Raw genomic sequence first — 26,221 nt, 5'->3', positions numbered from 1 at the left:
AATTTCTAACACAGCAAAACTCAATTAATTAGCTTTTCAATATCATGTCTACTGTATGCACCTGCGACACCAGGCTTTGTTACTAGATAATTGATTATCTCCGATTTATTAAGCTCTAAGGTCTTTCTTAAACCATGAATAATCATACTCAGATATTCTTTAGAGGGTTTATTAAAGGAAACATCTAAATCCCAATCAGCAGTAAAAGTGAAAATTGGGTATCCATCAGCTTCTCCCAGGTGCAAAATAGTTCCATACCACGAATCTTTAATTGTCTTTAATCCATGTTCTATTACTTCATCTAAAACAACATTTAATTTAGATCCATTGTTTTCTTGTTTAATTACATCCATAAATTGCCCTACTGTAATCAAATATTTCCTACTATAACTTTGGCATTTATTATCCTTTTCTAATCCTATAAATGCTACCCCTTGTTCTTGCCAACGACTTGATTCTTTAGCAAAGTATAAAGGATAATTCATCTTATACGTAGCTTCATTTATAGGAAGAGACTGATCTTCACAACCTACCTCAATTTTTTCAGAGCCTTTAGGCTTCCCTCCTTTTATGTAACAAAGAAATCTATCCCTACTTAAATTAGAACCGTAACTTGCATACCACACATAATTCATCGTCATCTGTAAATTCACTTCCTAAAAAATTCAATATTTCAAAAAACAGAAAATTATTTAATACACTCATTGATAAATTCTTCATATAAACGTAGCATACTTGGGTTTCCATTAGTCAATTCACTAGGGTGCCATTGAACTCCCAACATTAGAAATGATTCGTCTATACCTTCCACTGCTTCAATTACACCATCTGGTGCAATTGCAACCTTTTTCAAACTAGGAGCAAGCTTATCTATTGCTTGATGGTGAAAACTGTTCACCCGAATTTTTGGTCGATTAAAAATTCGATATAAACGAGTACTTTCCTCTATCTTCACTTCGTGAGTAGCTTCTGGCCTTTCAGCTTGCTGATAATGGTTGATTGCATTGGGAATACTTGTTTCAATGTCTTGTATCAAAGTTCCACCTAGTGCAACGTTTAACATTGTAACACCTCTACAAATTGCAAAGATTGGTTTATTCTGTTTCCGAGCACTCTTCACGAGTTCAATTTCTATTTCATCACGATCTCTATTTGTTTTTTGTATTTTAGGTCCAGGATGTTCCTGATAAGAATACGGATCAACATCTTCTCCGCCACTTAAGATAATTCCGTCGCAAAGTGATACCCACACTTCTGACATCTCATTCGTACCGACTGGAATTACGATCGGTATGCCACCTGATTGTATAATTGTTTTAATATACCTTTCATGCAAATTAACACTAGGAATATTATTGTGACTGACGATAGAGCTGGTTATCCCAATGGTAGGTTTTTCTGTTATTTTCAAAAATAAGCTCTCCTTTACTATCTAACCCATCACAAAATAAAAAGGTTTGGATTATTAAAAGATTGCCCGAATTATGTAGGTGCAATACATTATGTAAAACCAGAAAAGCGTCCTCAAAAGTTCTGCTGTTGAGGACACCTTAAATTTCTAACACTATACAAAACGAATTAAAAAGTATTTTTTCTTCCCACGCCGGATAATAGTAAACCGATCTTCTATGCGGTCTTCCTCTGTAATCGTGTAGGTTAATTCCTGGTTACGGTCACCATTAATATATACCGCCCCGTTTTTAATATCTTCCCGCGCTTGACGTTTGGAAGATGAAATTCCAGCCTCAACTAATAATTCCACAAGAGCTGGTTCTTTTATTTCGGATTGAAAAGCAGGTACGTCTTTAAATCCTTGTTCTATTTCTGTACCTGTTAATGCTTTTATATCCCCACTAAATAATGCGGCAGAAATTTTCTCTGCTTGTATTAAAGCTTCTTCATCATGTACGAGTTTTGTCATTTCTTCTGCCAAACGTTTTTGAGCTACACGTTTTTCTGGTTGTGTTTGTACCTCTTTTTCAAGTTCAGCGATTTCTTCATGACTTAAAAAGGTAAAATACTTTAGAAATCTGACGACATCACGGTCATCTGAATTAATCCAAAACTGGTAAAATTCATATGGAGATGTTTTGTCTCGATCTAACCAAATTGCACCACCAGCCGTTTTACCAAATTTGGAACCGTCAGCTTTCGTAATAAGTGGCATAGTTAATCCATAGGCTTCCACTTCTTTCTCACCAGCTGCTGAACGACGAATTAGCTCTAGCCCTGCTGTTATATTTCCCCACTGATCACTCCCACCAATTTGAAGAGTACAATTTTCTTTTTCATTTAGTTTTTGAAAATCTAATGACTGAAGAATCATATAGCTGAATTCAGTAAAACTAATACCACTTTCAATTCTTGATTCAACGGAATCCTTAGCCAACATATAGTTAATACCAAAATGCTTACCTGTATCACGCAGGAAATCAATAATTGTCATTTCTGATAACCATTCATGATTATTGCGGGCAACCGCTGCATTTTCTCCTTCGTCAAAGTTAAGAATTTTGGCTAACTGGCCTTTTAATTTTTCACTGAAACCTAGTACCACTTCAGCAGAATTCAATTGACGCTCTGTTGATCGTCCACTAGGATCGCCAATCATACCTGTTCCACCACCAACCAAAGCAATTGGTCGATGACCTGCCTGTTGAAATCTTTTTAATATTAATACAGGTAGTAAGTGTCCAATATGCAAGCTATCACCTGTTGGATCAAATCCACAGTATAAAGTCACTTGATTCTTATCTAAATGGTTACTTAACCCTTCCTCATCAGTTATTTGATTAACAAGCCCTCTTTTTTCTAAGTCCTGTAAAATATCCATAAACCTTTCACTCCTCATTAACTTTTTATACACAAAAAAGACCTCTCCCTGAAAAAGGGACGAGGTCTGATCGCGGTACCACCCTAGTTGCACATAAAAGTGCCACTCTGTTGATAACGGTTTAATAACCGTCTTCTGATTATCACCAGAAGATTGCTCCCAATCGTAATTCAAAAGTTATTTTGTACTAACTCCCACCAACCGTTAGCTCTCTTTAACAGGGAATAACTTTCTACTCCAATTTTTCATCGCACCATGATTAATCTGTATACCATTAATAGCATAGATTGTTCAGAAAATCAATAAATCATCTATCAAATGATGTCCGAAAAACTATCGATGTGTTATAATAAACTTTGGAATTTAGGAGGTTTTGCAATGAAGAACAACCCAAATAAAGGTCGTGAGAAATTTGATTGGAAAGCCCTATGGCAGAGTGGAGAGGTCCAAAAAAACACCCGTATAGGCTATGAAGTAGCCTGGAATGTGATCTTATTCTTTATTATAATTGGTGTCGTTGGATTATTTTTTGCTGGGGGCATTGGAGCAGGGTACTTTGCTTCTTTAGTCAAAGACGAACCAACAAGAAGTCAAGCTGATATGAAAGCAGAAATTTATAATTATGAAGAAACGTCTGAAGTATATTTTGCTAATGAAAAACTTCTCGGCGATGTACAGACAGATCTTTATCGTGATGAAGTAGCCTTAGAAGACATTAGTGATAACTTAAAAAATGCTGTCATTGCAACGGAAGATGAATATTTCAATACCCATGATGGCGTTGTACCAAAAGCCGTTTTACGTGCGGTTGTTCAAGAAGCCACAAATTCTGCTGTTAAGACTGGCGGAAGTACTTTAACTCAGCAGATCGTAAAAAACCAAATTTTAACTAACGAAGTTTCTTTTGAGCGAAAAGCAAAAGAAATTCTTATAGCAATGCGTGTCGAACGTTTTTTTGAAAAAGATGATATTTTAGAGGCGTATTTAAATATTGTACCCTTCGGTCGTAACGCAAATGGAGATAACATAGCGGGTGCTCAAACAGCGTCTGAAGGAATTTTCGGTGTGAGTCCAGAAGAACTATCGATTCCACAGGCTGCTTTTCTCGCTGGTCTTCCTAAAAATCCGTTCAGCTACACGCCTTTCTTGAATGATGGGGAACCTAAATCAGAAGAACAACTTCAACCTGGTCTTAACCGGATGAAAGATGTATTAAGCCGAATGCATGAGGCTGAATATATCACTGATGAAGAGTATGAAAAAGCCCAGGATTTTAACTTATCCGAGAGTTTAACTGAACCTAGAAATAAATCCAGAGATGAATATCCATTTTTGACAGTTGAAATTAAACAACGAGCAAAAGATATTATGATTGAACAGCTTGCCAAGGAAAATGGAGATTCAATAGAAGATATTGAAAACGATGATGAACTTTTTGAGGAGTATAGAATTCTAGCTGAACGTAAGCTTAGTTCAGGTGGGTTCAAGATTCATACAACTATAGATAAAGAAGTTTATGATGTAATGCAGAATGTAAAGGATAACTATAATAATTATGATACAAATCGAACAATTACTGTAGAAAATGCAGATGGAGAATTAGTAAATAAAGAAATTCCAGTTCAAGTAGGGAGTAATCTCATTGAAAACTCCACCGGGAAGATTATAGGCTTTATCGGCGGTCGTGACTTTGAACAAGAGCAGCTAAACCATGCTTCAATGTCTGAACGATCTCCTGGTAGTACAATGAAGCCCTTGGTTGCTTACGGTCCGGGGATAGATATGGGAAAAATTCACCCAGGCTCCGTCTTCGCCGATGTTCCCTACCATTACCCACAAGCAGGAAATGAGGTGAGAAACTACGGTGGTGGTTATAGAGGATTTGTTTCTGCTCGTGAAGCTCTAAAAAATTCTTATAACATCCCAGCTACACAAGCTTATACACAAATTATTCATGAAAATCCCGGAAAAAATTATTTAGAGAAAATGGGCTTTACAACTATTAGTGAAGATTTTTATAATTATGAGTCCTTAGTACTTGGAACAGCAGATGTAACGAACGAAGAAAACACAAATGCCTATGCTACATTTGGGAACATGGGTGGTTTTGTAGATGCTTATATGATTGAAAAAATTGAAACAAAAGATGGGGAAACTTTTTACGAACATGAATCAAAAGAAACAGAAGTATTCAGTCCCCAAGCAGCTTATTTAACAATTGATATGTTGAGAGATGTATTAAATTCAGGTACAGCCTCGGGGATAAAAGGACAACTTTATTATCCTGGAGTTGACTGGGCAGGTAAAACCGGAACATCCCAAGATTATAAAGATTCCTGGTTTGTTGCTACAAATCCTAATGTCACGATGAGTATGTGGACAGGGTATGACGAAAAGGAGCAATTAAACAGAAACGGCTATAGTCAAAGGAATACTGGACTATGGGCGGATGTCGTTAACGCAGTTTCTGAAGTTCGCCCTGACTTAATGGTTCCTGACGGTCGGTTTGTGAAACCTGATGGCATAACTACTAGAACGTATTGTGCTACTTCCGGGCTTTTGGCCTCAGACTTATGCTCAGCCGCAGGATTGGCGAAGAGTGATATGTATATATCTAAATTTGTTCCAACTGAAGTAGACGATAGCCTAACAGATGGCAACTTTGTAGAGATTAAAGGGAATATGGCTGCTGCAGGAGATAATACTCCTAGTGAGTTCATTATAGACGAAGGTAACGGCGTAACGATTAAACCGGAATTCCTAAACGAAAATAACTATAATTCAGCAGAAGTACTAAATCATTTATTACCTAATTCTGGAGCATGGGCTAATGTTGCTCTCCCATCATCAGGAGCTAGATCAGCTTCTGAAAATATTAGCAATGATGGAAGTGATCCAGTAGCACCTGGATCTGTTTCGGCTAATTCCTCTACGATCAATTGGAATGAATCTTCAAGTAATGACGTAGTTGGATATAGAGTATATCGCGCCGCTTCATCTAACGGTACTTTCACAAGAATTGGAAGCACAAGAAACACTAACTATAACTACTCTGGAAATGATGGAATATATGCTGTTAGAGCTGTTGACTACTACGGAGGTTCTTCTAGTCTTTCTTCGAGTACTGTAGTTGGAAACCCTGGAGAACCCGAACAAGAAGATAATGACTCTAACGAAAATAGTTCAGAAAATAATGGCTCAGATGAAAGTAGCGGAGCCCCCGATAACGGTGGATCCGACGATAGCTCCGGTAATGATAGTTCCAGTGACGGTGGAACCAGTGATAGTAGCTCCGGTGACGGTAGCTCTGGTGATGATAGTTCCAGTGACGGCGGATCCGGTGATGGTAGCTCTGGTGACGGTGCCTCTGGTGATGATAGTTCCAGTGACGGTGGAACCAGTGATAGTAGCTCTGGTGACGGTACCTCTGGTGATGATAGTTCCAGTAACGATGGATCCGCTGATGGTAGCTCCGATGACGGTGCCTCTGGTGATGATAGTTCCAGTGATGATAGCTCCGATGACGGTGCCTCTAGTGATGATAGTTCCAGTGACGATGGATCCGGTGACGGTGCCTCTGAAGAATAATTTAATAGAACACAAAACTCCAGTCTGGTTAATCGGACTGGAGTTTTGTTGTTTCAGTAATTTAAAAATATTCTAGTTCATGTATAATGGAGATTATACGAAGTTCGCATCTCATCAAATAGGTGGTGATCCAATGGAACATATAAAAACTTTTAATCAACAAACCTTTGAAACTGCTTATGGACCAATGGAAATACAAGGTCCCCTTTCTTCCCATCAATTAGCTGAATACGCTTTTCATGAGCATCTCAATGCATTCCGTCCCCCAACAAAACAATTTGAAGCATTACAAAGTATTGCGGATTTTAGGGAAGGAAGAATTATAGTTGCTACTCATAACCAAACAATTGTAGGGTACGTGACTTATTTACATCCCGATCCTATGGAAAGATGGTCTGAAGGTAATATGGAAGACTTAATTGAGCTCGGGGCCATTGAGGTTGTGCCACAATTTCGAGGTTTTCGTGTGGGTTCCAGACTTTTAGAATTATCTATGAAAGACCCTTTTATGGAAAATTATATCATCATTTCAACAGAATACTATTGGCATTGGGATTTAAAAGGTACGAAATTAAGCATATGGAACTATCGTAAAGTAATGGAAAAGATGATGGGGGCTGGAGGCTTAACCCCTTCCCCTACAGATGATCCAGAAATCATCTCCCACCCTGCTAACTGTTTAATGGTGCGTCTTGGAACGAAAGTAGCTAATTCATCAATTGAAAAGTTTGATGAATTGCGTTTTCTTACTAGAAACCAATATAGGAAAGCTAGGGAGGAATAATAATGCTCGTAGAAGAAGTAATGAAAGAAGATGTAATTACGTTAACACCTTCTGATTCTATTGAAACTGCTCTTAAATTATTAAACCAATACCACATTCGTCATATACCAATCGTAGACGAGAATCAATGTGTGATTGGTATAGTATCTGACCGAGATGTTCGCGATGCCAGTCCCTCAATCTTAGATGAACCATCGGAATCTAATCAGTTACAAAAACCTATTCAATCCATAATGACAACTCCCGTTACTACTGTACATCCTTTAGACTTTGTCGAAGAAGTTGCTACGATCTTTTACGAACAAGAATTCGCTTGTGTACCCGTAATGAAAAGTAATAGGATTGTTGGAATAATTACAGAAAAAGACATGCTTCATACGCTTATTCATCTTACAGGTACCAATGTCCAGAGTTCCCAAATAGAAGTAAAAGTATTGAATAAACCAGGAATTCTCCCTAAAGTTACTCAAGTTTTTGGAAAGAGGAAAGTAAATATCAGCTCTGTTCTCATTTATCCTTATAAGCCGGATTCCAACTACAAAATTATTGTCATTCGTATTCAAACAATGAATCCTTTGCCAACGATAGAGGATTTAAAAGAAGCAGGCTATGAAGTTCTATGGCCTAAAATGCCGGGGATGACAACATGAGCTGCCATTCAAAGTTTATATTTACGGAGGATTTCACGAAATATAAATTTCGTGATGACCACCCTTTTAACCAACTAAGAGTAACCATGGCTAAGGATTTAATAGAAAAACAAAAAAGTTTAACAAATGAACATCTATTAGAACCTCGTTCTGCTACGGATAGTGAACTACAGCTTTTTCATAGTAATAAATATATAAAAGCTGTGAAACGAGCCGGTCATGGAGATTTGACTGAAGATGAAGGATTAGAATATGGTATTGGCACAGAAGATACACCAATGTTTAAAGGTATGCATGAAGCTTCTTCCTTGTTAGTTGGCAGTACGTTATCTGCTATAGACGCAGTTATAAGTGGAAAAGCAGACCACGCATTAAACTTAGGCGGAGGCCTTCACCATGGCTTCGAAAGAAAAGCCTCAGGATTTTGTATTTACAATGACGGAGCCGTAGGAATTAAATATATTCGTGAGCATACAGATTATAAGGTATTATATGTGGATACCGATGCACATCATGGTGATGGAGTCCAGTGGGCTTTTTATGATGATCCTAATGTTTGTACATTTTCTATCCATGAAACAGGTCGTTACCTATTTCCCGGAACTGGGAATGTAAATGAAAGAGGACTAAAGGAAGGCTATGGCTATTCCTTTAATTTGCCCATCGATGCATTTACAGAAGATGAATCATTTTTGGAAGTCTATGAATCCGCTTTCTCTAAAATTGTTGAATTTTTTAAACCAGATATTATTGTTACTCAGAATGGCGCTGATGCCCATTTTCTTGATCCTCTAACACACTTATGTTCAACTATGAAAATCTACGAGAGGATACCCTTAATTGCTCATCAACTGGCTCATAAACATTGTAAAGGCAGGTGGGTAGCGTTAGGTGGTGGTGGTTACGACATTTGGCGGGTAGTACCACGAGCATGGGCGCAAATATGGCAAATAATGTTAACAGGAGCCCCTTTTAAAGGTGATTTACCATTGGAATGGGTTGAGCATTGGCAAAAGTATTCTCCTGTTGAATTACCCAAAAAATGGAGTGATCCTGACCAAGCGTATAATCCAATTCCTAGAAAGCAAGAAATCACTGAAAAAAATAATAAAGTATTGGAAAGCTGTATGAAACTTATTCATAATCAAATAAACTTTAATTCTTCTCGCGACCTCTAACGAGCGTTAAGATTTTTTTCAACATCAAATAAATTAAATTTATAACCTTCTATACTAAAAAGGGAATCAGCTAAAAGTTAGCTAAATAAAGCATTGAATTGCTCTGCAGTTCAATGCTTTATTTTTATTAAGATTTGTAAGTTGAGCATGGAAACGTTATTACGCAACTTGGATGGTTGATTTGCTCGCCTTCCAACAGACGATTGACCAAAACATACATTTTAATGAATGAAATAATGTATGTTTTGGTTCTTCTTAGATATTAGAGTTATTGAACTAACGCCCCAGATTGTGGAATACTCAGATTCGTGACATTCTGGTGGTTTCCGTTACCAAGGATGGCGTTAGAAGGTCCGGGAAATCACTCGCTTTCCGTGGGCATGAGGTGAGTTTCCTCAGGCTACGCCTTGCGGGATCTCACCGATCATGTTCATCCCACAGGAGTCTCACGATTTCCCGGACCTTCTTGCTTTTATGAGGAGAACGGAAGCATCAGATGTGGTGATTCAAGTGAAAAGCACTCCCTATGAGTGAGAATTGTGCTGGAAGGTGCTTTCATGCATATCGCTTAAAGCCTCGGATTATTCAATAAAAGAATAGCGGTTCCGTTGCTTTTCATCGGAGAGCGGGGTGGGAAACGACTGGGGCCACTGAAAAACGTAATATAAGAGAACAAGAATTAAAACAATCAATATAAAGAAGGAAAAGTCGATGGGATCGCCGATATCGTGGGTGGTCTCATAATATTTTTCTTTGTAATGAATTTTTTAGTGCCCTCGCTTTGCTCTGTGCGGCTCGTCTAGTCCGCTCTTCCCGATCCTCTCTGCTTTATTTTCACGAACGGACCCAAATAGGAGGCCTTCCTCCATTATAAAAATAGAGGATAAACATGCTGTTATAACAATAGCTACGTGCAGACTTCTTAGATTCGCAGATGTTCCGTCCCTCTTCTTCATGGCAAGGTGGTCGGGGAAATGACAAGACTCCTGTGGGATCAGAGGACATGGTGAGACCCCGCAGGACGAAGTCCAAGGAGGCTCACCGTACGCCCACGGAAAGCGAGTTATTTCCCCGACCTCCTTCTTCTCATACCGATGACGGAACAGCCACACAATCTCGGAATCGAGTCTTCAACAATCCTGCTAAGTTAGCGCAACAAGCACAACTTCGTCAATGTGCATAACTATTAGTATGTATACATTTTTCGTGAGCATCATATCGATAAGAGTAACAGTGGTTGTATGATTGTTAAGACTATCATACACACTCTTACAAATAAAAGGGAAGTCCTTAACTGGAAAAAAGTGTTGCATTTAATAAGCAAAAACTGTGTCAACTCTTTCAAGCGGTCACAACGATACCCGGGTGTCTCCTCAGTCATCTCTCACTGCGCTACCTTGGCCGTTCGTTTTTCGAAGGAGTGCTCTTCTACAAGTCCTATCGGTTACAAATTCGTATAAAAAAGTAGTTCAGTTTAGGGGGAACAAGATGTCTTCCAAAACTGAACTACTTAAGCTAATAATGATTCTCTTCATTTTTCTAATAGTTAATGGAATACTCAGTCTCTTGAATGATCAGCTTTTTCAAGAAGAATAATCCGGATCCAAAATAACGATCTCTACCCTGCGGTTTTTTTGCCAATTTTCCGGAGAGTCATTGGGAGCTATTGGGCGAGTATCCGCATAAGCTGCGGCTGATAAACGACTAGCTTTCAAGCCTTCCGTATTTGTAGTTAAAAAACGAATAACGCTACCTGCCCGCGCACCAGACAATTCCCAATTAGAAGGATATTGGAAAGTTGCAATTGAACGCCCATCTGTATGTCCTTCCACTTTAACATGGTTCGGAATATTCTTAAGTAAACGTCCTACTTTTCTTAAAAATGGTTTACCAGAAGAATTAATAATAGCTTCACTAGCTTCAAAGAGTAATTGCTCTTGTAATACTAAAACAACGCCTCGATCTGTTCTAGTCGCTGAAATAGTATCATGAAGTTCGTTGTTTTCCAAAAATTCATCAACATCTTCCACCAACTGATCTAAGTCTTCGTCTGACTCACTGTCTGCTTCATCTGCAGCCACATTATCAGGGTTTTCAGTGGGGTCATCAAACTCATTGCTCTCTTCTCCATTTTCTTGAACATCCGTTTGCTCCGTTGGATTATCATTTTCAACAGTAGAGGGATAAAAGTCAAGAATCATCCGATTTCGAAATGACTCTGCAACAGCGTCAAACTTCACCAAATTAATTTGCGACATTGAAAACAAAAGAATAAAAAACACTAAAATCAGGGTAATCATATCTGCATATGTTGTCATCCACTTAGGAGAGCCTTTTAAATTCTCTCTATGTCTTCTTTTAAGCTTCATTTGCGGCTTCCTTTACTCCAGCCTCTTCCTCAACTGATTCTTCTATGGACTTCTTGTCTTCCTCAGATAAGAATGCACTTAATTTTTCTTCTAGAATCTTAGGATTTTGACCGGATTGAACGCCAATTACACCCTCAATTATAACTTGTTTAGCAAAAATCTCTTTTTCGGTTTTATTAGCTAATTTGCCAGCCATCGGTATAAAAACTAAGTTAGCCAATAAAGTACCGTAAAGAGTCGTTAGTAATGCTACGGCCATTTTAGGACCTAATGTCTCTGGATCCATAAGGGATTGAAGCATTAATACTAGTCCAATGAGTGTACCAATCATTCCCCAGGCAGGGGCATAATCTCCAGCTTTTTCAATGATCGCACGTCCACGATAGTGACGTTCTTCAACAGCTGTAATTTCAGCACTTAATATATCATTTATAACTTCTGGTTCAACTCCATCCACGGCTAGTAAGATACCTTTTTTTATAAAAGGATCGTCTACTTCTTCAAGCTCGGCTTCTAAAGCTAATAAGCCTTCTCTTCTAGCTCGCTCAGAAAGCCGAACAAACAATTGAATCAATTCATACAAATTCATATCATTACGTCTAAATGCTTCTTTGACTACTTTAAAAGTTAGTTTTATATCAGTTAGGTTGAAATTTACTAATAAAGCTGCCGCCAATCCTCCTAAGACAATAATAATCGAAGAAGCTTGTACAAAAGAAGACACTCCGCCAATACCAGAGTTAGACATAATTCCAAAAACCACCATTATAAATCCAAGAGTAATACCTATTGGAGTTAATAAATCCCGTTTACTCATACATCTCTCTCCCCGATTTCACAAATACATTGATAGTATTTATATCGGCACTATTTATCTCGAGTTGAGTTTCTTTCAATAATTCGATGAGGTAAAGTTACATTTTGTTCATCCACTTCTTCTTTATTCATGAACTTAGTTAATAATCTCATAGCTACTGCACCGATATCATACATAGGTTGTACGACTGTAGACAAAGTCGGACGAACCATTGTAGCTAAGCGCGTATTATCAAATCCAAATACCTCAACATCTTCAGGTACATTTAATCCACGGTCTTGAGCACCATGAATCACTCCTAGAGCCATTTCGTCTGATGCTACAAAGATAGCTTGAGGCTTTTCCTCTACATCCCATAATTGGTCAAATGCTTCTAATCCGGAATCATAGGAATAGTCACCAGTTGTTATAATATTTTCATCTAAACTAATGTTACTATCCTTTAAAGCCCGTTTAAACCCTTTAAGTTTTTGAGTATTGATTTCTGTATTTTCAGGTCCAGATACAAAGGATACTCGATTATGTCCGTGGGAAAGTAATAATTCAGTAGCTTCATACGAAGCATGCTCATAGTTGATATTAACGGAAGGTGTTTCTCCAGACTCATCAATAGTTGCTGCTAAAGCGACTGGAACCGATGCGTTTTTGAATTCACGGGTATGATCCTCAGTAATTTTCCCACCCATAAACACAAGTCCATCTACTTGCTTTCCAAGCATAGCATTAATCAAGTGAAGTTCCTTATCCTTATTTTGATCAGAATTACTCAAAATAATGTTGTAATTGTACATTGTAGCAATATCGTCTATCCCCCTGGCTAATTCGGCAAAAAATATACTCGAAATATCAGGGATAATAACTCCAACTGTTGTTGTCTTTTTACTCGCTAGTCCTCGCGCCACTGCATTAGGACGATAACCAAGACGTTCAATGGCCTCATGGACCTTCTTTCGAGTGGCAGGTTTTACGTTAGGATTTCCATTGACGACTCGGGAAACCGTTGCCATAGACACATTTGCTTCTCTTGCTACATCATATATTGTTACATTCATACTAAATCCTCCTTAGTCGATTACCTGACGACATGTTGATAAAATAATCATACGATAGTTGTTCTTGTTCCGCAATCTTCGCGTATTTCTTCTTTATATGAATATTTCCCTATTATAACGGAATTTCATACTACAAAAAAATAAGTCAGGCTAAAAGAATTAGCCTGACAATTAAATCGCAAAATTATTTTTTAAGCTCATTCATGAATTTATCAAATGTTGGAATGTCCATTTGTTGTGCTGAATCTGATAACGCTACAGCTGGGTCAGGGTGCACTTCAGCCATGACACCATCTGCGCCAACAGCTAGTGCCGCCTTTGCTGTTGGAAGTAGTAGATCTCTACGACCAGTGGAATGAGTAACATCAACATAGACAGGTAAATGCGTCTCTTGTTTTAAAATCGGTACTGCAGAAATATCTAACGTATTACGCGTTGCTTTTTCATAAGTGCGGATTCCACGCTCACATAAAATAATATTACCATTTCCTCGGGATATTACATATTCAGCTGCATTTATAAATTCTGAGATCGTTGCAGATAATCCTCGCTTAAGAAGTACGGGTTTATTAACAGAGCCAGCTGCTTTCAATAATTCGAAGTTTTGCATGTTTCGAGCACCAATTTGAATAACGTCTAGATATTCAACTGCTTTTTCAATATCTGCCGGATTAACGATTTCACTAATAACCGCTAGGCCGTGCTCATCAGCTGCTTCTCTAAGAATTTTAAGACCCTCTAAACCAAGTCCCTGAAAGTCGTATGGAGAAGTACGAGGTTTGAAGGCACCTCCACGTAATAATTTAAGCCCTTGATCTTTAACTGCCTTGGCAACTGTAGATACTTGTTCATAGCTTTCGACTGCGCATGGTCCCATTATGAAGTGTGGATTGCCATCGCCAATACGTTCACCATTAACTTCAATTACTGTATCTTCAGGCTTTTTCTTACGGGATACTAGCAGTGCTTTTCGGTGGTCGTCTTCTTGTAATTCGAGACCTGCTTTGAAAATCTCTTTAAATAAGTGAGTCACTGTAGAATCTTCAAATGGTCCATCATTCTTTTCAGTTATTTGGTCAAACATAACTCGTTCTCGGACAGGGTCAAAACGATTCATCCCCTGTTTTTCTTTGATTTGGCCAATATCCTTTACCAAATCACCGCGTTTATTGATTAAATTCAAAAGCTGCAAGTTTACCTCTTCAAGCTGGCTACGCAGCTCGTCTAGTTGATGGTTACTCATATTCAATCCTCCCAAGATTTTGTAGTAATTTAATTATAATATTTTCATAGATAATTAGGGACAATTATAGCTAACATTTAGACAATTGTCACCCTTTTAAAGGATATTCATATAGATTTCTTTTAAAACAAACTAGGAATTTTACTTACATTTACAATAATATCCACATAAGAAAGAATAGTTCGCTTTTTCTTTTTATTTATTTGTTGCATCTTTTAGGTTACTAACTTTTATTTTACTATGACTATCATGCCATTTCACTCTATTATTTTGAAAGAGTAACGCTTGTGGTGATTCATGGCGCACTTTATAATTCTCTGCAATATAATGACTTAATTCTCTTGAATCTTGGACATATAAAGTAAAGCATGGAATATCCGACTTCTCACTAAATTCATCATATTGCTCTTTTGCCGTGGCACTAATTGGACAAGTTAAACTGTGCTTCAGCAAGAAAAAAGCTGTTTCTCTCTTAAGAACTTCATCAAAATCATCCACATTATTAATTAAATTAACCATTTTATTTCTCCTTATTTATTAATTTTCTGAACGCTTAAAAAAAACAGAGGCTATAGCAGCCTCTGACTTTTTTTAAATATTAGATGATGTCGTAGAGCCTTGTTGTTTCTCTAATTCCTGAGCAGCTTCATCGATAGCTTCAGCAACTTCCTGTGCTGCCTTTTCGGCTTCTTCATCATCACTACTATTTTTATTATTTTTTACTTTTTCTTGTAAATTCTTTGTAGAATCTTTCACTTTGGTTCCTAGCTCTTGGGACTTCTCAGAAACGTTCTTAGATAACTGAGAAGAAGATTCTACTGCACGATCTTTCCATTCTCCAGCTCGTGCTTTCCACTCAGTAGAATTTTCATTAATATTACCACGTAGTTCACGACCAGATTTAGGCGCTAAAAGCAGTGCTACTACAGCTCCTACTACTCCTCCGATTAAAGAACCAAAGACAAAATCTCTTCCTGCTGTGTTATCAGTGTTACTTTCTTCGTTCACATGGTTTTGTTCTGTAGTCATTATACTTCCCCTCCTGTTTAGTTTAAATCTCTTTCTTAGCTTTCTTCCATAAATTAATGGCAACTTGCCCCCACTTCATCGCTTGAGCAGCTGAATCTGTGTGATCCTGAGCAGAATGGCTGAAACCTTTAGATATGGATCGTATCGAGTGGTTAAACTCTTGTACAGTATCACCAATCCCTTTGACCCCGTCCACTAAAGAGTTTACCTTTTGAGACTTCTCACTCACATCTTCAGCTAATTTATTTGTTTTATTCAGTAAAGCTGTGGTTTCCAGGGTCATTCCCTCCATTTGTTTCTCCACTCCTTCAAGAGTGTCAGCAACGTTATTCATTGTTCGACGTACAGCTATTAAGGTCCTGGCTAAATAAATAACTAGAACGGCAAAAGCGATAGCTGCAATTAGAGCCGAAATGTACAAGATGATAACCATATCCAAAGTACTCTCCTCCACATATGTATTTACCACTGATTAGTATTTACCCACTACAGTGAAAGTATAAACTTATTTTGGTCTTAATAATTATATTCTATACAATTCTCTAAAACCCTTTATTTACTTTAAGGTAGAAAAACGTGTAATTCATTACACGTTTTTCTGGTTACTCCGACTTTTCATATGCATCCTGAAACTTTTGGATATCTCCTGCGCCCATAAATAATAGCACTCCGTCATCATGTTCGGAGAGTTGTCTTGTTTCAGATACATCCAAAATCCGAGCATTTGGTATAAGTTCTTGAAGATTTTCAATTGTTAATTTTCCACTATTCTCTCTAGCAGAGCCGAATATATCACATAGATATACTTCATCAGCTAGCATAAGACTCTCCGCAAATTCTTTTAAGAAGGTTTTAGTTCTTGTGAACGTATGTGGTTGGAAAATAGCAACCACATCACGTTCTGGATATTTTTTTCTGGCCGAGTCAATCGTCGCTGTGATTTCAATTGGATGATGAGCATAGTCATCAACTAAAATTTGCTCCTTCCATTTCTTTTCAGTAAAGCGACGTTTGACTCCACTAAAAGTAGAGAGTTTGCTAATTTGGTTAATTGACATATCCTCATAATGGCAAATGGCAATTACACTTAAGGCATTTAAAACTGTATGGGTGCCAAATTGAGGGATCATAAATGTCGAATAGAATGTATTTCGGACAAAAACATCGAAAGTCGTACCATGTTCATCCTCTTGAATATTTTGGGCTTGAAAATCGTTCGTATCGGCCAGACCATAATACAATACAGGGACATTTGCTTGTATGTGTTGCAAGTGCTCATCGTCTCCGCAAGCAATGATTCCTTTCTTCACTTGCTTTGCCATTTGTTGAAAAGCTTGAAAGACATCTTCAAGACTTGTGAAATAATCTGGGTGATCAAAGTCAATATTTGTCATAATGGCATAGTCTGGATGATACTGTAAAAAATGCCTACGATACTCACATGCTTCAAAAACAAAATACTGGCTATCCTCATTTCCTTGTCCTGAACCATCACCAATTAAAAATGAAGTCTGATAGTTTTCTTTCAAAACATGTGATAACAGACCGGTCGTTGATGTTTTTCCATGGGCACCTGTTACAGCAATACTTGTGTACTTCTTCAGCCACTCCCCAAGGAATTCATGATAACGGTAGTAGGGAAGGTTTAATTCCTTTGCTTTAACAATTTCTTCATGATCATCCTTAAAAGCATTTCCAGCAATAATCGTTAAGTCCTCTGTAATATTCCCTTCTGAAAATGGAAGAATATCGATGTTTTTTTCCTCTAGTACAGCTTGTGTAAAGAAGTATTTATCTATATCGGAACCTTGAACTTTTTCACCTGAATCGTGCAAGATTTGAGCTAATGCACTCATTCCTGTACCTTTAATACCAACAAAATGGTAAGTTGTCATAAACATGAACCTCCAAAATAAAGTGGATCACTTTAAGTATTATATGTATCATTTCTTAGCATGCGAATCCGTTTCATACTTATTCGCTACTCTCAAGCAAATCAATAAATTATTTTAACACGTTAATCTTATAAGAAATAACAAACGACATGAAGCTTACTCCTTTTAAAGAATCCAAAAAAGAGCAAGCTTCTCTCTACCAAATTAGTCATTTGTATCTCCAATATAAGGTACTACTTCTAAGCGGGTATTCGGTTTGTAACGACGGCCTTCCTTCGCTTCATGGTCCCCATTAATAATTACGTTATCCCCTGTAAAACCTATACGTATTTTGAGCAAGCTACCTCCAACGCCATACATATCTACAGGCACTTGAAGGTTTTCGAAGTCACGGATACGCTCTTCAGTGAAACCTCCACTTACTACAATCTTCACATGCTGGAAACCTTCATCATCAAGTGCACGACGTAGTGCAAATACAAGCTCTGGATTTACACCTCTTGGATCAAAAGTTCCCATTAAGTGCTGATTTCTTAGAAAATACTTATCCACTAAATTGCGAGATGTATCTAAACGCACACTAATTAGTTGTTCACCGAATTCTCTTGCAACTTTTAAAGAATCCGTGATGACATCATTATTGTAATCAACTAACGCCATTAGGTTATCATTAGGGAACTGGGTTTGGTAAGCTTTTGAGGCTGCTACTACATCACCTTTAAACATTTGAATCAAAGCATGAGGCATTGTTCCCATACCTGCTTTCCCCCACCATTCATTCATAGCATGGGTCGCTTGAGCAGTGGAACCTCCAATAAATGCAGAATAACCGTCTCCCGATTGCTGGGTGAAATGATCATCACGATCTCCCATAAAAATAATTGGTTTTTGTTTACCAGAAGTTCTCGCTGCCTTTACAACATTATAAACATTCGTAGCAACAGAGGTTCTTCTAGCAAGAATGCCGTCTATTATGCCTTCTAAATAACCAAAATATTGATAAGGACCTGATATGGTTAAGACGGTTTCATAAGGCTCAATTTTATCTCCATCCTTCAAAGAATGAATTTCAAGTTTTTCAGGGTGATCAGAAAAGGTGTGAACTAGAGCAATTGCTTCATCAGTTCCACACAAAACCGCATGATCCTTTTGAAAAAATTGCATTGTAACAATATTTTCAGACAAATGATTTTCAATGATCTCTTTTGATTTCAAAAAGTAAACTGCAGAAAACCATCCTTCAGCAACTCGCTCGTCAAATTTAAATGTTTTATTTGTTAAACGAGAAATTTCACCATTTAACTTACTAGCAATTTCTTTCATGACTAAACTCCTTAAACATATAGGTTCTCGTTCTTAAATAGATTCTTTGTTTATCATATATAATTCGTACAATTTTAACAAGTCATAATCTTCTCTGAGCGCACTCACCGAACGAGCATTTCATCAATTTGTTGTTTAGTTAATAGAACATCTCTTGGTTTACTGCCTTTTGCTTCAGAAATAATTCCATAGTCAGCCATTTGATCAATTAACCGTGCAGCCCTATTATAACCCACTTTAAATTTACGTTGGAGCAACGATGCACTCGCTCCATTTTGTTCTAATACAAATTGGACAGCATCATCAAATATTGCATCAGTATCTTCTTCGGTGGATATTTGCTGGATAAGTTCATCTTGTTCAAATAAGTAATTAGTTGGAGCTTGTTTTCTTACGTAAGCTGTAACACGCTCAATTTCTTCATCTGAAACAAAAGACCCCTGAATTCTAACCGATTGTCCAGAACCATTTTCAATGAATAACATATCTCCTTTACCAAGTAGCTTCTCTGCTCCTCCAGTGTCAATAATTGTACGTGAATCGACTTGAGATGAGACACTAAAAGCCATTCGAGTGGGAATATTTGCTTTGATTAAACCCGTTATAACATCAACAGAGGGACGCTGAGTAGCAACAAGTAAATGAATACCACAAGCTCTTGCTTTTTGAGCTATACGACATATCGCATCCTCTACATCTTGTGGAGAAACCATCATTAGATCAGCTAACTCATCGATTACAATAACTAAGTATGGTAGCTTTTCTGCACGTCTTCCTTGCTGAATCATTTTTTCATTGTATCGTTCAACATCCCTTGCTCCTTCTGCGACAAATTTTTCATAGCGTTCTTCCATTTCTTTGACTGCCCATTTTAACGCTATAGTCGCAGCTTTAACGTCTGTAATCACTGGTGATACTAAGTGAGGAAGACCGTTATAAGGAGCAAGTTCGACCATCTTAGGATCAATTAGCAAAAATTTAACATCCTCATGGTGGGCTTTATAAAGCATACTAATTAGAATTGTGTTAATACAAACACTTTTACCAGACCCTGTAGCTCCAGCTATTAATCCGTGTGGCATTTTTTTTAAGTTAGTGACTACAGGGTCCCCCCCTATGTCCAATCCAAGAGCTACAGATAATGGGGAAGAATCTTTCTTAAAAGCTTCTGATTCGAAAATTTCCTGTAATCCGACCATTTCCGGCTGTTTGTTTGGTACTTCTATTCCTACCGCTTGCTTACCAGGGATAGGTGCTTCAATCCTTATATCACGAGCAGCCATGCTTAACTTAATATCATCTGATAAATTTGTAATTTTACTCACTTTCACTCCCGGTTCTGGCTGTACTTCAAATCGCGTAACAGCTGGGCCTTTCATGGCATGCACTACTTTCGCTTTGACATGAAATTGCCGTAATGTTGTTTCTAGCAAATCCATTTGTTCATGAATCCATTTTTCATCATCTGATGACTTGCGAACTTTATCATTTAACAAATTAAGTGGAGTCGAATAACTCTCTCTTTGAACATTATTGTTGAATGTCACTTCACTTTTTTTTTCTTGTTTGTGAAGAGTTTTTTTTTGCTGGTCCCTCGTCCGTTTATCTCTAGGGGTCATAACAACATTAAAAGGAACACTTTTTCGTTCAGAAGTTCTTTCATTTTCATTCTCGCTAGAAGGATGGTTTTCCTCTGTCTCTAGTTTGGGCACACCACTAGTATGTTCTTGATTAACTCCGCTGTCCGATTCGTTAACACCTTCAACAGCTAATTCGTCTGTATTTTCTTCTAGGATTTCTTCTGTACTTCCTGTGCTTTCATCTGTAACACTTTCTATCATTTCTTCTGTGCTTCCTGTGCTTTCATCTGTAACACTTTCTACCATTTCTTCTGTGCTTCCTGTGCTTTCATCTGTAACACTTTCTACCATTTCTTCTGTGCTTTCTATTCTTTCTTCTGTAACACCTTCTATCATTTCTTCTGTATTTTCTAATATCTCTTCATTTGCTGTTTCTGAATAACTCATAACGTTAGGTGAAGGAACATCTTCAGAAAGTGTCTCCTCAGTTCTCACTTCCGTATCTGCCGATATTTCAGTACCTGGAGATTCAACTTGCAGGTACTCCTCCTCGGTTTTCTTGGATTGTATCTTGCCTAAAACACGCTGACGGATACTCTGCCAATGCTCCTCATCATGACGGGATTGCTCCATTCTAGCGGTTGTAGTTGACTTATTGGAATCTGGTAACTTTTCATAATTAGTCACTGGTGTTGATCTAGGGTGGTAACCATATACAGGAGAGGGTACATCTGATGGTGTGAACGGAATGTCTGAAGCCTCTGATTCCTCCTGTTCAGTATCATTGGAAGTCGTCCTATCTTTTCTGTGATTTCTTTCAGGCTTTTCTCCATTGTTATCTGCGCGTTTTGTTTTTTCACGGTCAACCCTATTGGTACGATCCTGGGATACAGGCTCAGGCTCCTCTTGCTGAATAGAACGATCAGGAATAATAGGAAACCGAAAATTTCCTTGTTTCGGATATTTATAAGTCATTTTCGTACTGGCGTTCGAATCTTTAAGTTCACGTTCGTAATTGTTTGACGTTGGCTTTATTGGTTGTTGCTCAAATTGAGATGGTTCTTCATTTCCGTCAAAAAAGTTCTTAAATTTATCTTTAAAGTTTTTCCACATATTTTCACACTTTCCTTCTATATCAATATAAATTATTGTAAGTACTATTTTAACAGGTTTTTCAATGTATTTGGTTTACATTCTATTTAAAATTTCTCAGAAAAATAAAAAAGAAGCAAAGGACTTAGTACATAAGTTCCGTTTGCTTCCTTTAATTAAAATTGGAATGGCTTACCTGGAGCCGGACTTTCGTCTAAAACAAGGATTCCTTTTTCTTCAGGAGCGTTAGGTAACCCTAGCTCTTTAGGAGAACAAATCATACCCGATGAAGGCACTCCCCGTAGTTCAGCATCTTTAATTTTCATACCGCTTGGCATCGTTGCTCCAACTTTAGCCACCACGACGTGCTGATGTACGTCCACGTTTGGGGCACCACAAACAATTTGCAATATTTCATCGCCAACATCCACTTGACAAACACTTAGTTTATCAGCATTTTCATGGGATCCTTTCTCTTTTACATAACCAATAACAAATTTAGGTGATAAGTCAAAATCAAGAGGATCATTTAGATCCTTTGCTAGAAATAAGTTCTTTAACTTATTCAACATATCTTCGGTCATTTGAATTTTACCATGTTCAGTTAAAGAAAAATGATTGGAAGCATTAAAGATATTGTAACCAAGCAAGGAGCCGTCTTGTTGATTAGTGATTTTAACAACATCTCCTATCGTTTGATGTATTGTTGTTAGACGGTCCCCCTCTTTAATTGGAATAATGAGTACGTCACCTACTCCATTAGGGTTATAAAAAACATCCATCATTTAATCGTCCTTTCGCTTTTGTTTTGGTTTTTTTTGCGCAAGAATAAAAATAGGCTCTAATACCTTATCTTCATACAAGAATGAAAGAGAAGTGACAGGAACCGTCCCCTCTGCGAAAAACTTCATCGCCATTTGAGCCAAAATATCATACCCCTCAGGATTCTTGATATCAGCAAAAATAATTACATCTTGGTGAGGAATACTTATAGCTAATTCACCTTCAAATTCAGCTTTCAACTTCTCTAGAAGCACTTCATTTAGAATTCTGCTAGCATCATAACCATCTTTTGTAGAATGGAAATAAAAGTCATTCTCGTACACCGTATCTTTTTTAATGTCTACAGGGAGAGAGCGCACATTAAAACTTGCAATTTCTTTCATCCGATCGATTGTCCAGCCCTCGCGTTGTAACATATCTTCATCTATGAGTTGATATGATTTCCCCAGATCCAATGCGTAATATACCCTTGTTTCAGCCGTATGATCTGAATAAACTAGTTTTTTCCCATTTTCAGTTTCTGTAGGAAAGGATCCTGCTCTAATAACAGGGTAAATATATTGTTCTTTTCCTGTCAGGTAATGTGTCTCATTCATAATTCGTAAGGCTTCTTGTACATGATCTTCCAATTCATCGATAGCTTCTTCTCCGCGGTTTTCGTATTTGGCAATTACATTTGGCAACGTAATGGTTATTCCTTTGCCGGATTCTTTCCATTCTATACGAAACGTATCCTTGTCACGATTGAAAGTTATTTTCCATTCATCATTTTGAAAACGATCTTCCAATATTTTCTTCATTTTTATACTAGTTATTTTCATATTCCGTTCCTCCTTTAGGACTGGAAGAAGTCTATTCCGTTACCTATTCTAGCATATCTCATGCTTAGAAACGAAAAGGAAAACAACCATCCTCCGAAAAAGACTCTCCCAACAGAAAACAAGCTGCAAGAAACAGCTTGTTATTGTGCGATGTTATTTAAAAATTTTTCAATTTCATCTTTAGTTTTGGCATCTTTACTAACAAATCGTCCGACTTCTTCTCCCTGATTGAAGGCTAAGAAACTTGGAATTCCAAAAACATCATTCTTTGCGCATATATGAATAAATTTGTCGCGATCAACATAAACGAACGACCAATCCTTAAACTTTTCCTCGATCTCAGGAAGCACAGGTTCAATCATTCGACAATCCGGGCACCAATCCGCTGAAAACAATAAAATCGTTTTATTATCATTTATTAACTCATGCAATTGGCCATCTGATTCAAGTGTGATCATGGTAGCACCTCCAAATGTTATTCTAGCACATGTCTAATCATATTCAATAACCATGTCTCCTGGCTTAATCCATCCTTTTTTTCTAAACCAAAAGGCAATGATATAACTTATAACAGCTGGTCCAATAAAATGCAAAAATAAAATAGCAATAGCCACTTCCCACGTAAAACCAAGCGACTCAAACGTCATAATCTGCCCTACAAAACCACTAGTTCCCATCCCGGCCCCAGCCGCATTGTTTTCCAACTGTAACCACACGGTAGCAAAAGGAGCCAAAACGGCCCCAGCAACTGTAGGCGGAATAAGAATAATTGGTTTTTTCACGATATTAGCAACTTGAAGCATGGATGTGCCGATTCCTTGTGCAATTGCGCCTCCAATTCCATTGTCTCGGTAACTAATGGTCGCAAATCCAATCATTTGAGCCGCACAACCTATGGTTGCAGCTCCGGCGGCTAAACCTTCGATAGATAACATTAAAGCGATCGCAAGACTTGATATTGGTGCTGTAAGAGCCATTCCCATTAATGCAGCTACAATCATACCCATAATAATAGGCTGTTGTAACGTCGCCCAATTAATAATTTGCCCAAAACCTTTCATAAACTGATTGATTGGAGGACCAATAAAAGATCCTACCATAAATCCTACTACGATCGTAATAAAAGGAGTAAGTATAATATCAATTTTAGTTTGTTTACTTATTATTTTTCCAAATTCTGTAGCGATTAGTGCTGATATATAACTCCCTGCTGGCCCTCCGAGATCCGCTCCAAAAGCCCCACTAAATAATGCTGCAAAGATAACTAACGGTGGTGCTTTTAGCCCGTATGCAATAGCAACACCAATAGCACCTCCCCATATCTTTGAATCCATCGCAAAATTGCCCATTTCAATTAGAGAGGTTAACTCTAGCTGTTCACCTATTGTTTGTATAATAAGTCCAATAATTAACGATGAAAATAATCCTAATGCCATAAAGCTAAGAGCGGTGATGAAATAAGCATGGACGGATATATTTACACCTTTTCGCTTCAGAAAGTCTAACATAAGAATTCTCCTTCCTCTCAACGCGTCCATATTACATTATAATATTACATGTGTAAATACATCAATTGAACAGTAAAAAATTTTCAAATGAAAGTAACGAAAAATCCATATGTCAGTTAAAAGAATCAGTGCATACATATACCGATACATATAAAGGGTACCCCGGAATTTTCTTATCAATAGTTTTCGTCTACTTGGAATTTTCGGGGATTAAAGGGATGTATAATTTTAGTCATAGTTCCTATAACGATTTTACTAAAATCATTTTATCACCTACAAAGTAGTTATATCTTCCCCTCAGTTGTTAGCTTATCATTTCTCAATAATTTGTTGTATATACTGGACAGAATTAAAAATCTATGAACATACTAATCTTAGAATAAATCTCTGGGGGTCTTCATATGGAAATTACAATTTATCTAGCTGGACAAATTCATGATGATTGGAGGAATGATATAAAAAACAAAGCCAAGAGTAAAAGCTTACCTCTACACTTTGTTGGACCTCAAGAAAATCATGAACGGTCCGATCATATCGGTGTTGATATTCTAGGCGATCAACCTAACAAACTATTTATAGACGACGCCGCTTCTTCTATAAATAACTTCAGAACCCAACTATTATTAGAAAAATCTGACGCTGTCATTGCTCTGTTTGGAGAAAATTATAAACAATGGAATACTGCAATGGATGCGGGGTTAGCTATTCAGGCCAATAAACCTTTAATTTTAGTTCGACCTGAATCATTAATTCACCCTCTTAAAGAACTCTCTAACCAGGCCAACATAACAGTAGAAACGATTGATCAAGCCTTGGACATCCTAGCTTATGTATATGAGTAAATGGTAATAAAAAACTTGCTTCTATGCGTTTTATGAGTACAATGAATCAATTGGTTTCTTAAAAAAATGCCATCCTATATGGAATAAGAACAAATAATTTATTTATGGTTCTATTTCCCCTTAATTATCTATAAACCTTATTAAATCAAAAACAGCAGTCCAATTTATATGATAATTGGACTGCTAGAAACTTAGTTATTTAATGTTTTATACTTCTGTTACTATAAGTGAACCATTTTTTTACTTTTGGTCATGTTCCCATTGTCCTTTTAAAAGCCTAACGACATGGGAAAACATTTCATCTCTTTTAATTTGTCCATTTGTAAAAATCCCAATAGCCCCTTCGTGCTTACTAACATTAATTTTTTCAGCATAAGAATCCATTAATTCACCTAGTTCTCTACCTGTTTCTAATCCTGCTTTAATTTCTTCAGGCAATGGAATTCTTGCCCCGCTTGCTCGGTAGACGTTTTCCTTCTGATCCACTAAAGCACCCCAATTACATAAAAAGATATCCTCATCAATTTCCATAACGCCACCCTCTAATCCAATACCGATCTCACTCTTCTTCATCGTCGCACACTCTCGGGCTCGATTAACAGCTCCTTCGAGTGTTTCATCATCAGAAAAGGGTTGAGCTGCTACTTTTGATTCAACATCTACACTAAAGACTTCATCATTTGCAAAAACTTGCTTTACTGCATCGACTTTAGTTGGATTTAGTGATCCTATATATATTTTCACTCCAAGTCCACCTGCCTCTAACGTTATCTTATCTTACTTCTATCATACCATAAAGCCGCATAGGCTATCAGCGCTATACGGCTCCTTTAT

At 37.5% G+C, this 26,221-nt stretch carries 23 protein-coding genes and 1 other annotated feature; of the genes, 5 read left to right on the top strand and 18 right to left on the bottom strand.

What is annotated here, in order from left to right:
• Nucleotides 1-20: 20 nt before the first annotated feature.
• The 3 genes from ACFQIC_RS06495 to tyrS form a co-directional block, all read right to left on the bottom strand.
• Nucleotides 21-641, bottom strand: coding sequence for a hypothetical protein (locus ACFQIC_RS06495; RefSeq protein WP_204707454.1), 621 nt, complete (start codon nucleotides 639-641; stop codon nucleotides 21-23).
• Between the two features lie 47 nt (nucleotides 642-688).
• The gene (locus tag ACFQIC_RS06490) at nucleotides 689-1,411 is read right to left on the bottom strand and encodes a gamma-glutamyl-gamma-aminobutyrate hydrolase family protein (protein ID WP_204707456.1); all 723 of its coding nucleotides are present in this window, start codon (nucleotides 1,409-1,411) and stop codon (nucleotides 689-691) included.
• 153 nt (nucleotides 1,412-1,564) lie between these two features.
• Nucleotides 1,565-2,833, bottom strand: coding sequence for a tyrosine--tRNA ligase (tyrS, locus tag ACFQIC_RS06485; protein ID WP_204707458.1), 1,269 nt, complete (start codon nucleotides 2,831-2,833; stop codon nucleotides 1,565-1,567).
• 52 nt (nucleotides 2,834-2,885) lie between these two features.
• Nucleotides 2,886-3,091: a binding site (T-box leader), on the bottom strand.
• A 120-nt stretch (nucleotides 3,092-3,211) separates the two neighbouring features.
• Between tyrS and ACFQIC_RS06480 the strand changes: the two genes are divergently transcribed.
• The 4 genes from ACFQIC_RS06480 (at nucleotide 3,212) to ACFQIC_RS06465 (ending at nucleotide 9,033) form a co-directional block, all read left to right on the top strand.
• Entirely contained in the window at nucleotides 3,212-6,421 is a 3,210-nt protein-coding gene (locus tag ACFQIC_RS06480; RefSeq protein WP_204707460.1) for a transglycosylase domain-containing protein, read from the top strand.
• Between the two features lie 133 nt (nucleotides 6,422-6,554).
• Entirely contained in the window at nucleotides 6,555-7,205 is a 651-nt protein-coding gene (locus ACFQIC_RS06475) for a GNAT family N-acetyltransferase (RefSeq protein WP_204707463.1), read from the top strand.
• A 2-nt stretch (nucleotides 7,206-7,207) separates the two neighbouring features.
• The gene (locus tag ACFQIC_RS06470) at nucleotides 7,208-7,855 is read left to right on the top strand and encodes an acetoin utilization AcuB family protein (RefSeq protein ID WP_204707465.1); all 648 of its coding nucleotides are present in this window, start codon (nucleotides 7,208-7,210) and stop codon (nucleotides 7,853-7,855) included.
• A complete protein-coding gene (locus ACFQIC_RS06465) occupies nucleotides 7,852-9,033 on the top strand; it encodes an acetoin utilization protein AcuC (protein WP_204707467.1) in 1,182 nt (393 codons plus the stop codon). Before ACFQIC_RS06470 ends, ACFQIC_RS06465 begins: the two co-directional genes overlap by 4 nt.
• A 1,583-nt stretch (nucleotides 9,034-10,616) precedes the next feature.
• Here ACFQIC_RS06465 and motS read toward each other — a convergent pair.
• The 14 genes from motS to ACFQIC_RS06395 form a co-directional block, all read right to left on the bottom strand.
• Entirely contained in the window at nucleotides 10,617-11,402 is a 786-nt protein-coding gene (gene motS / locus ACFQIC_RS06460) for a flagellar motor protein MotS (RefSeq protein WP_204707469.1), read from the bottom strand.
• Complete coding sequence (gene motP, locus ACFQIC_RS06455) at nucleotides 11,392-12,219, bottom strand: flagellar motor protein MotP (RefSeq protein WP_204707471.1); 828 nt, start codon at nucleotides 12,217-12,219, stop codon at nucleotides 11,392-11,394. The genes motS and motP overlap by 11 nt, the downstream gene beginning before the upstream one ends.
• Before the next feature lie 50 nt (nucleotides 12,220-12,269).
• Nucleotides 12,270-13,271: a catabolite control protein A gene (gene ccpA / locus ACFQIC_RS06450; RefSeq protein WP_204707473.1), complete on the bottom strand. Its 1,002-nt coding sequence runs from the start codon at nucleotides 13,269-13,271 to the stop codon at nucleotides 12,270-12,272.
• Nucleotides 13,272-13,455: 184 nt separating this feature from the next.
• On the bottom strand, nucleotides 13,456-14,514 hold the full coding sequence (locus ACFQIC_RS06445) for a bifunctional 3-deoxy-7-phosphoheptulonate synthase/chorismate mutase (RefSeq protein ID WP_204707475.1): 1,059 nt from the start codon (nucleotides 14,512-14,514) through the stop codon (nucleotides 13,456-13,458).
• A gap of 195 nt (nucleotides 14,515-14,709) precedes the next feature.
• A complete protein-coding gene (ytxJ, locus tag ACFQIC_RS06440; protein WP_204707477.1) occupies nucleotides 14,710-15,033 on the bottom strand; it encodes a bacillithiol system redox-active protein YtxJ in 324 nt (107 codons plus the stop codon).
• 72 nt (nucleotides 15,034-15,105) lie between these two features.
• The gene (locus ACFQIC_RS06435; protein ID WP_204707479.1) at nucleotides 15,106-15,543 is read right to left on the bottom strand and encodes a YtxH domain-containing protein; all 438 of its coding nucleotides are present in this window, start codon (nucleotides 15,541-15,543) and stop codon (nucleotides 15,106-15,108) included.
• Nucleotides 15,544-15,565: 22 nt separating this feature from the next.
• Nucleotides 15,566-15,976, bottom strand: a complete 411-nt coding sequence (locus ACFQIC_RS06430; RefSeq protein ID WP_204707616.1) for a DUF948 domain-containing protein — start codon at nucleotides 15,974-15,976, stop codon at nucleotides 15,566-15,568.
• A 169-nt stretch (nucleotides 15,977-16,145) separates the two neighbouring features.
• Nucleotides 16,146-17,438 (bottom strand): UDP-N-acetylmuramate--L-alanine ligase, encoded by a 1,293-nt coding sequence (murC, locus tag ACFQIC_RS06425; RefSeq protein ID WP_204707481.1) that lies wholly within the window; start codon nucleotides 17,436-17,438, stop codon nucleotides 16,146-16,148.
• Between the two features lie 204 nt (nucleotides 17,439-17,642).
• Nucleotides 17,643-18,761, bottom strand: coding sequence for a nicotinate phosphoribosyltransferase (locus tag ACFQIC_RS06420; protein WP_204707484.1), 1,119 nt, complete (start codon nucleotides 18,759-18,761; stop codon nucleotides 17,643-17,645).
• A gap of 104 nt (nucleotides 18,762-18,865) precedes the next feature.
• Nucleotides 18,866-21,454 carry a DNA translocase FtsK gene (locus ACFQIC_RS06415; RefSeq protein WP_204707486.1) on the bottom strand — a complete coding sequence of 863 codons (2,589 nt, stop codon included), beginning with the start codon at nucleotides 21,452-21,454 and terminating at the stop codon, nucleotides 18,866-18,868.
• Between the two features lie 155 nt (nucleotides 21,455-21,609).
• Nucleotides 21,610-22,215, bottom strand: coding sequence for a YtpR family tRNA-binding protein (gene ytpR / locus ACFQIC_RS06410; protein WP_204707618.1), 606 nt, complete (start codon nucleotides 22,213-22,215; stop codon nucleotides 21,610-21,612).
• A gap of 3 nt (nucleotides 22,216-22,218) precedes the next feature.
• Nucleotides 22,219-23,037 (bottom strand): DUF1444 domain-containing protein, encoded by an 819-nt coding sequence (locus ACFQIC_RS06405; protein ID WP_204707488.1) that lies wholly within the window; start codon nucleotides 23,035-23,037, stop codon nucleotides 22,219-22,221.
• A gap of 140 nt (nucleotides 23,038-23,177) precedes the next feature.
• Entirely contained in the window at nucleotides 23,178-23,495 is a 318-nt protein-coding gene (locus tag ACFQIC_RS06400) for a thioredoxin family protein (protein WP_204707490.1), read from the bottom strand.
• A gap of 33 nt (nucleotides 23,496-23,528) precedes the next feature.
• Entirely contained in the window at nucleotides 23,529-24,545 is a 1,017-nt protein-coding gene (locus ACFQIC_RS06395) for a PTS sugar transporter subunit IIC (RefSeq protein ID WP_204707492.1), read from the bottom strand.
• A gap of 401 nt (nucleotides 24,546-24,946) precedes the next feature.
• On the opposite strand from ACFQIC_RS06395, the gene ACFQIC_RS06390 reads away from it, so the two are divergent.
• Nucleotides 24,947-25,387: a YtoQ family protein gene (locus tag ACFQIC_RS06390; RefSeq protein WP_204707494.1), complete on the top strand. Its 441-nt coding sequence runs from the start codon at nucleotides 24,947-24,949 to the stop codon at nucleotides 25,385-25,387.
• A gap of 240 nt (nucleotides 25,388-25,627) precedes the next feature.
• Here the strand turns inward: ACFQIC_RS06390 and ACFQIC_RS06385 are convergent, their stop codons facing one another.
• Nucleotides 25,628-26,131, bottom strand: a complete 504-nt coding sequence (locus tag ACFQIC_RS06385) for a DUF84 family protein (RefSeq protein ID WP_204707496.1) — start codon at nucleotides 26,129-26,131, stop codon at nucleotides 25,628-25,630.
• Nucleotides 26,132-26,221 lie beyond the last annotated feature (90 nt).

It is taken from the genome of Halobacillus seohaensis (assembly GCF_042663045.1).
Lineage (GTDB): Bacteria > Bacillota > Bacilli > Bacillales > Halobacillaceae > Halobacillus_A > Halobacillus_A seohaensis.
Note: the sequence above shows the minus strand (reverse complement) of the source record. Positions and strands in the feature narration are given on the sequence as shown.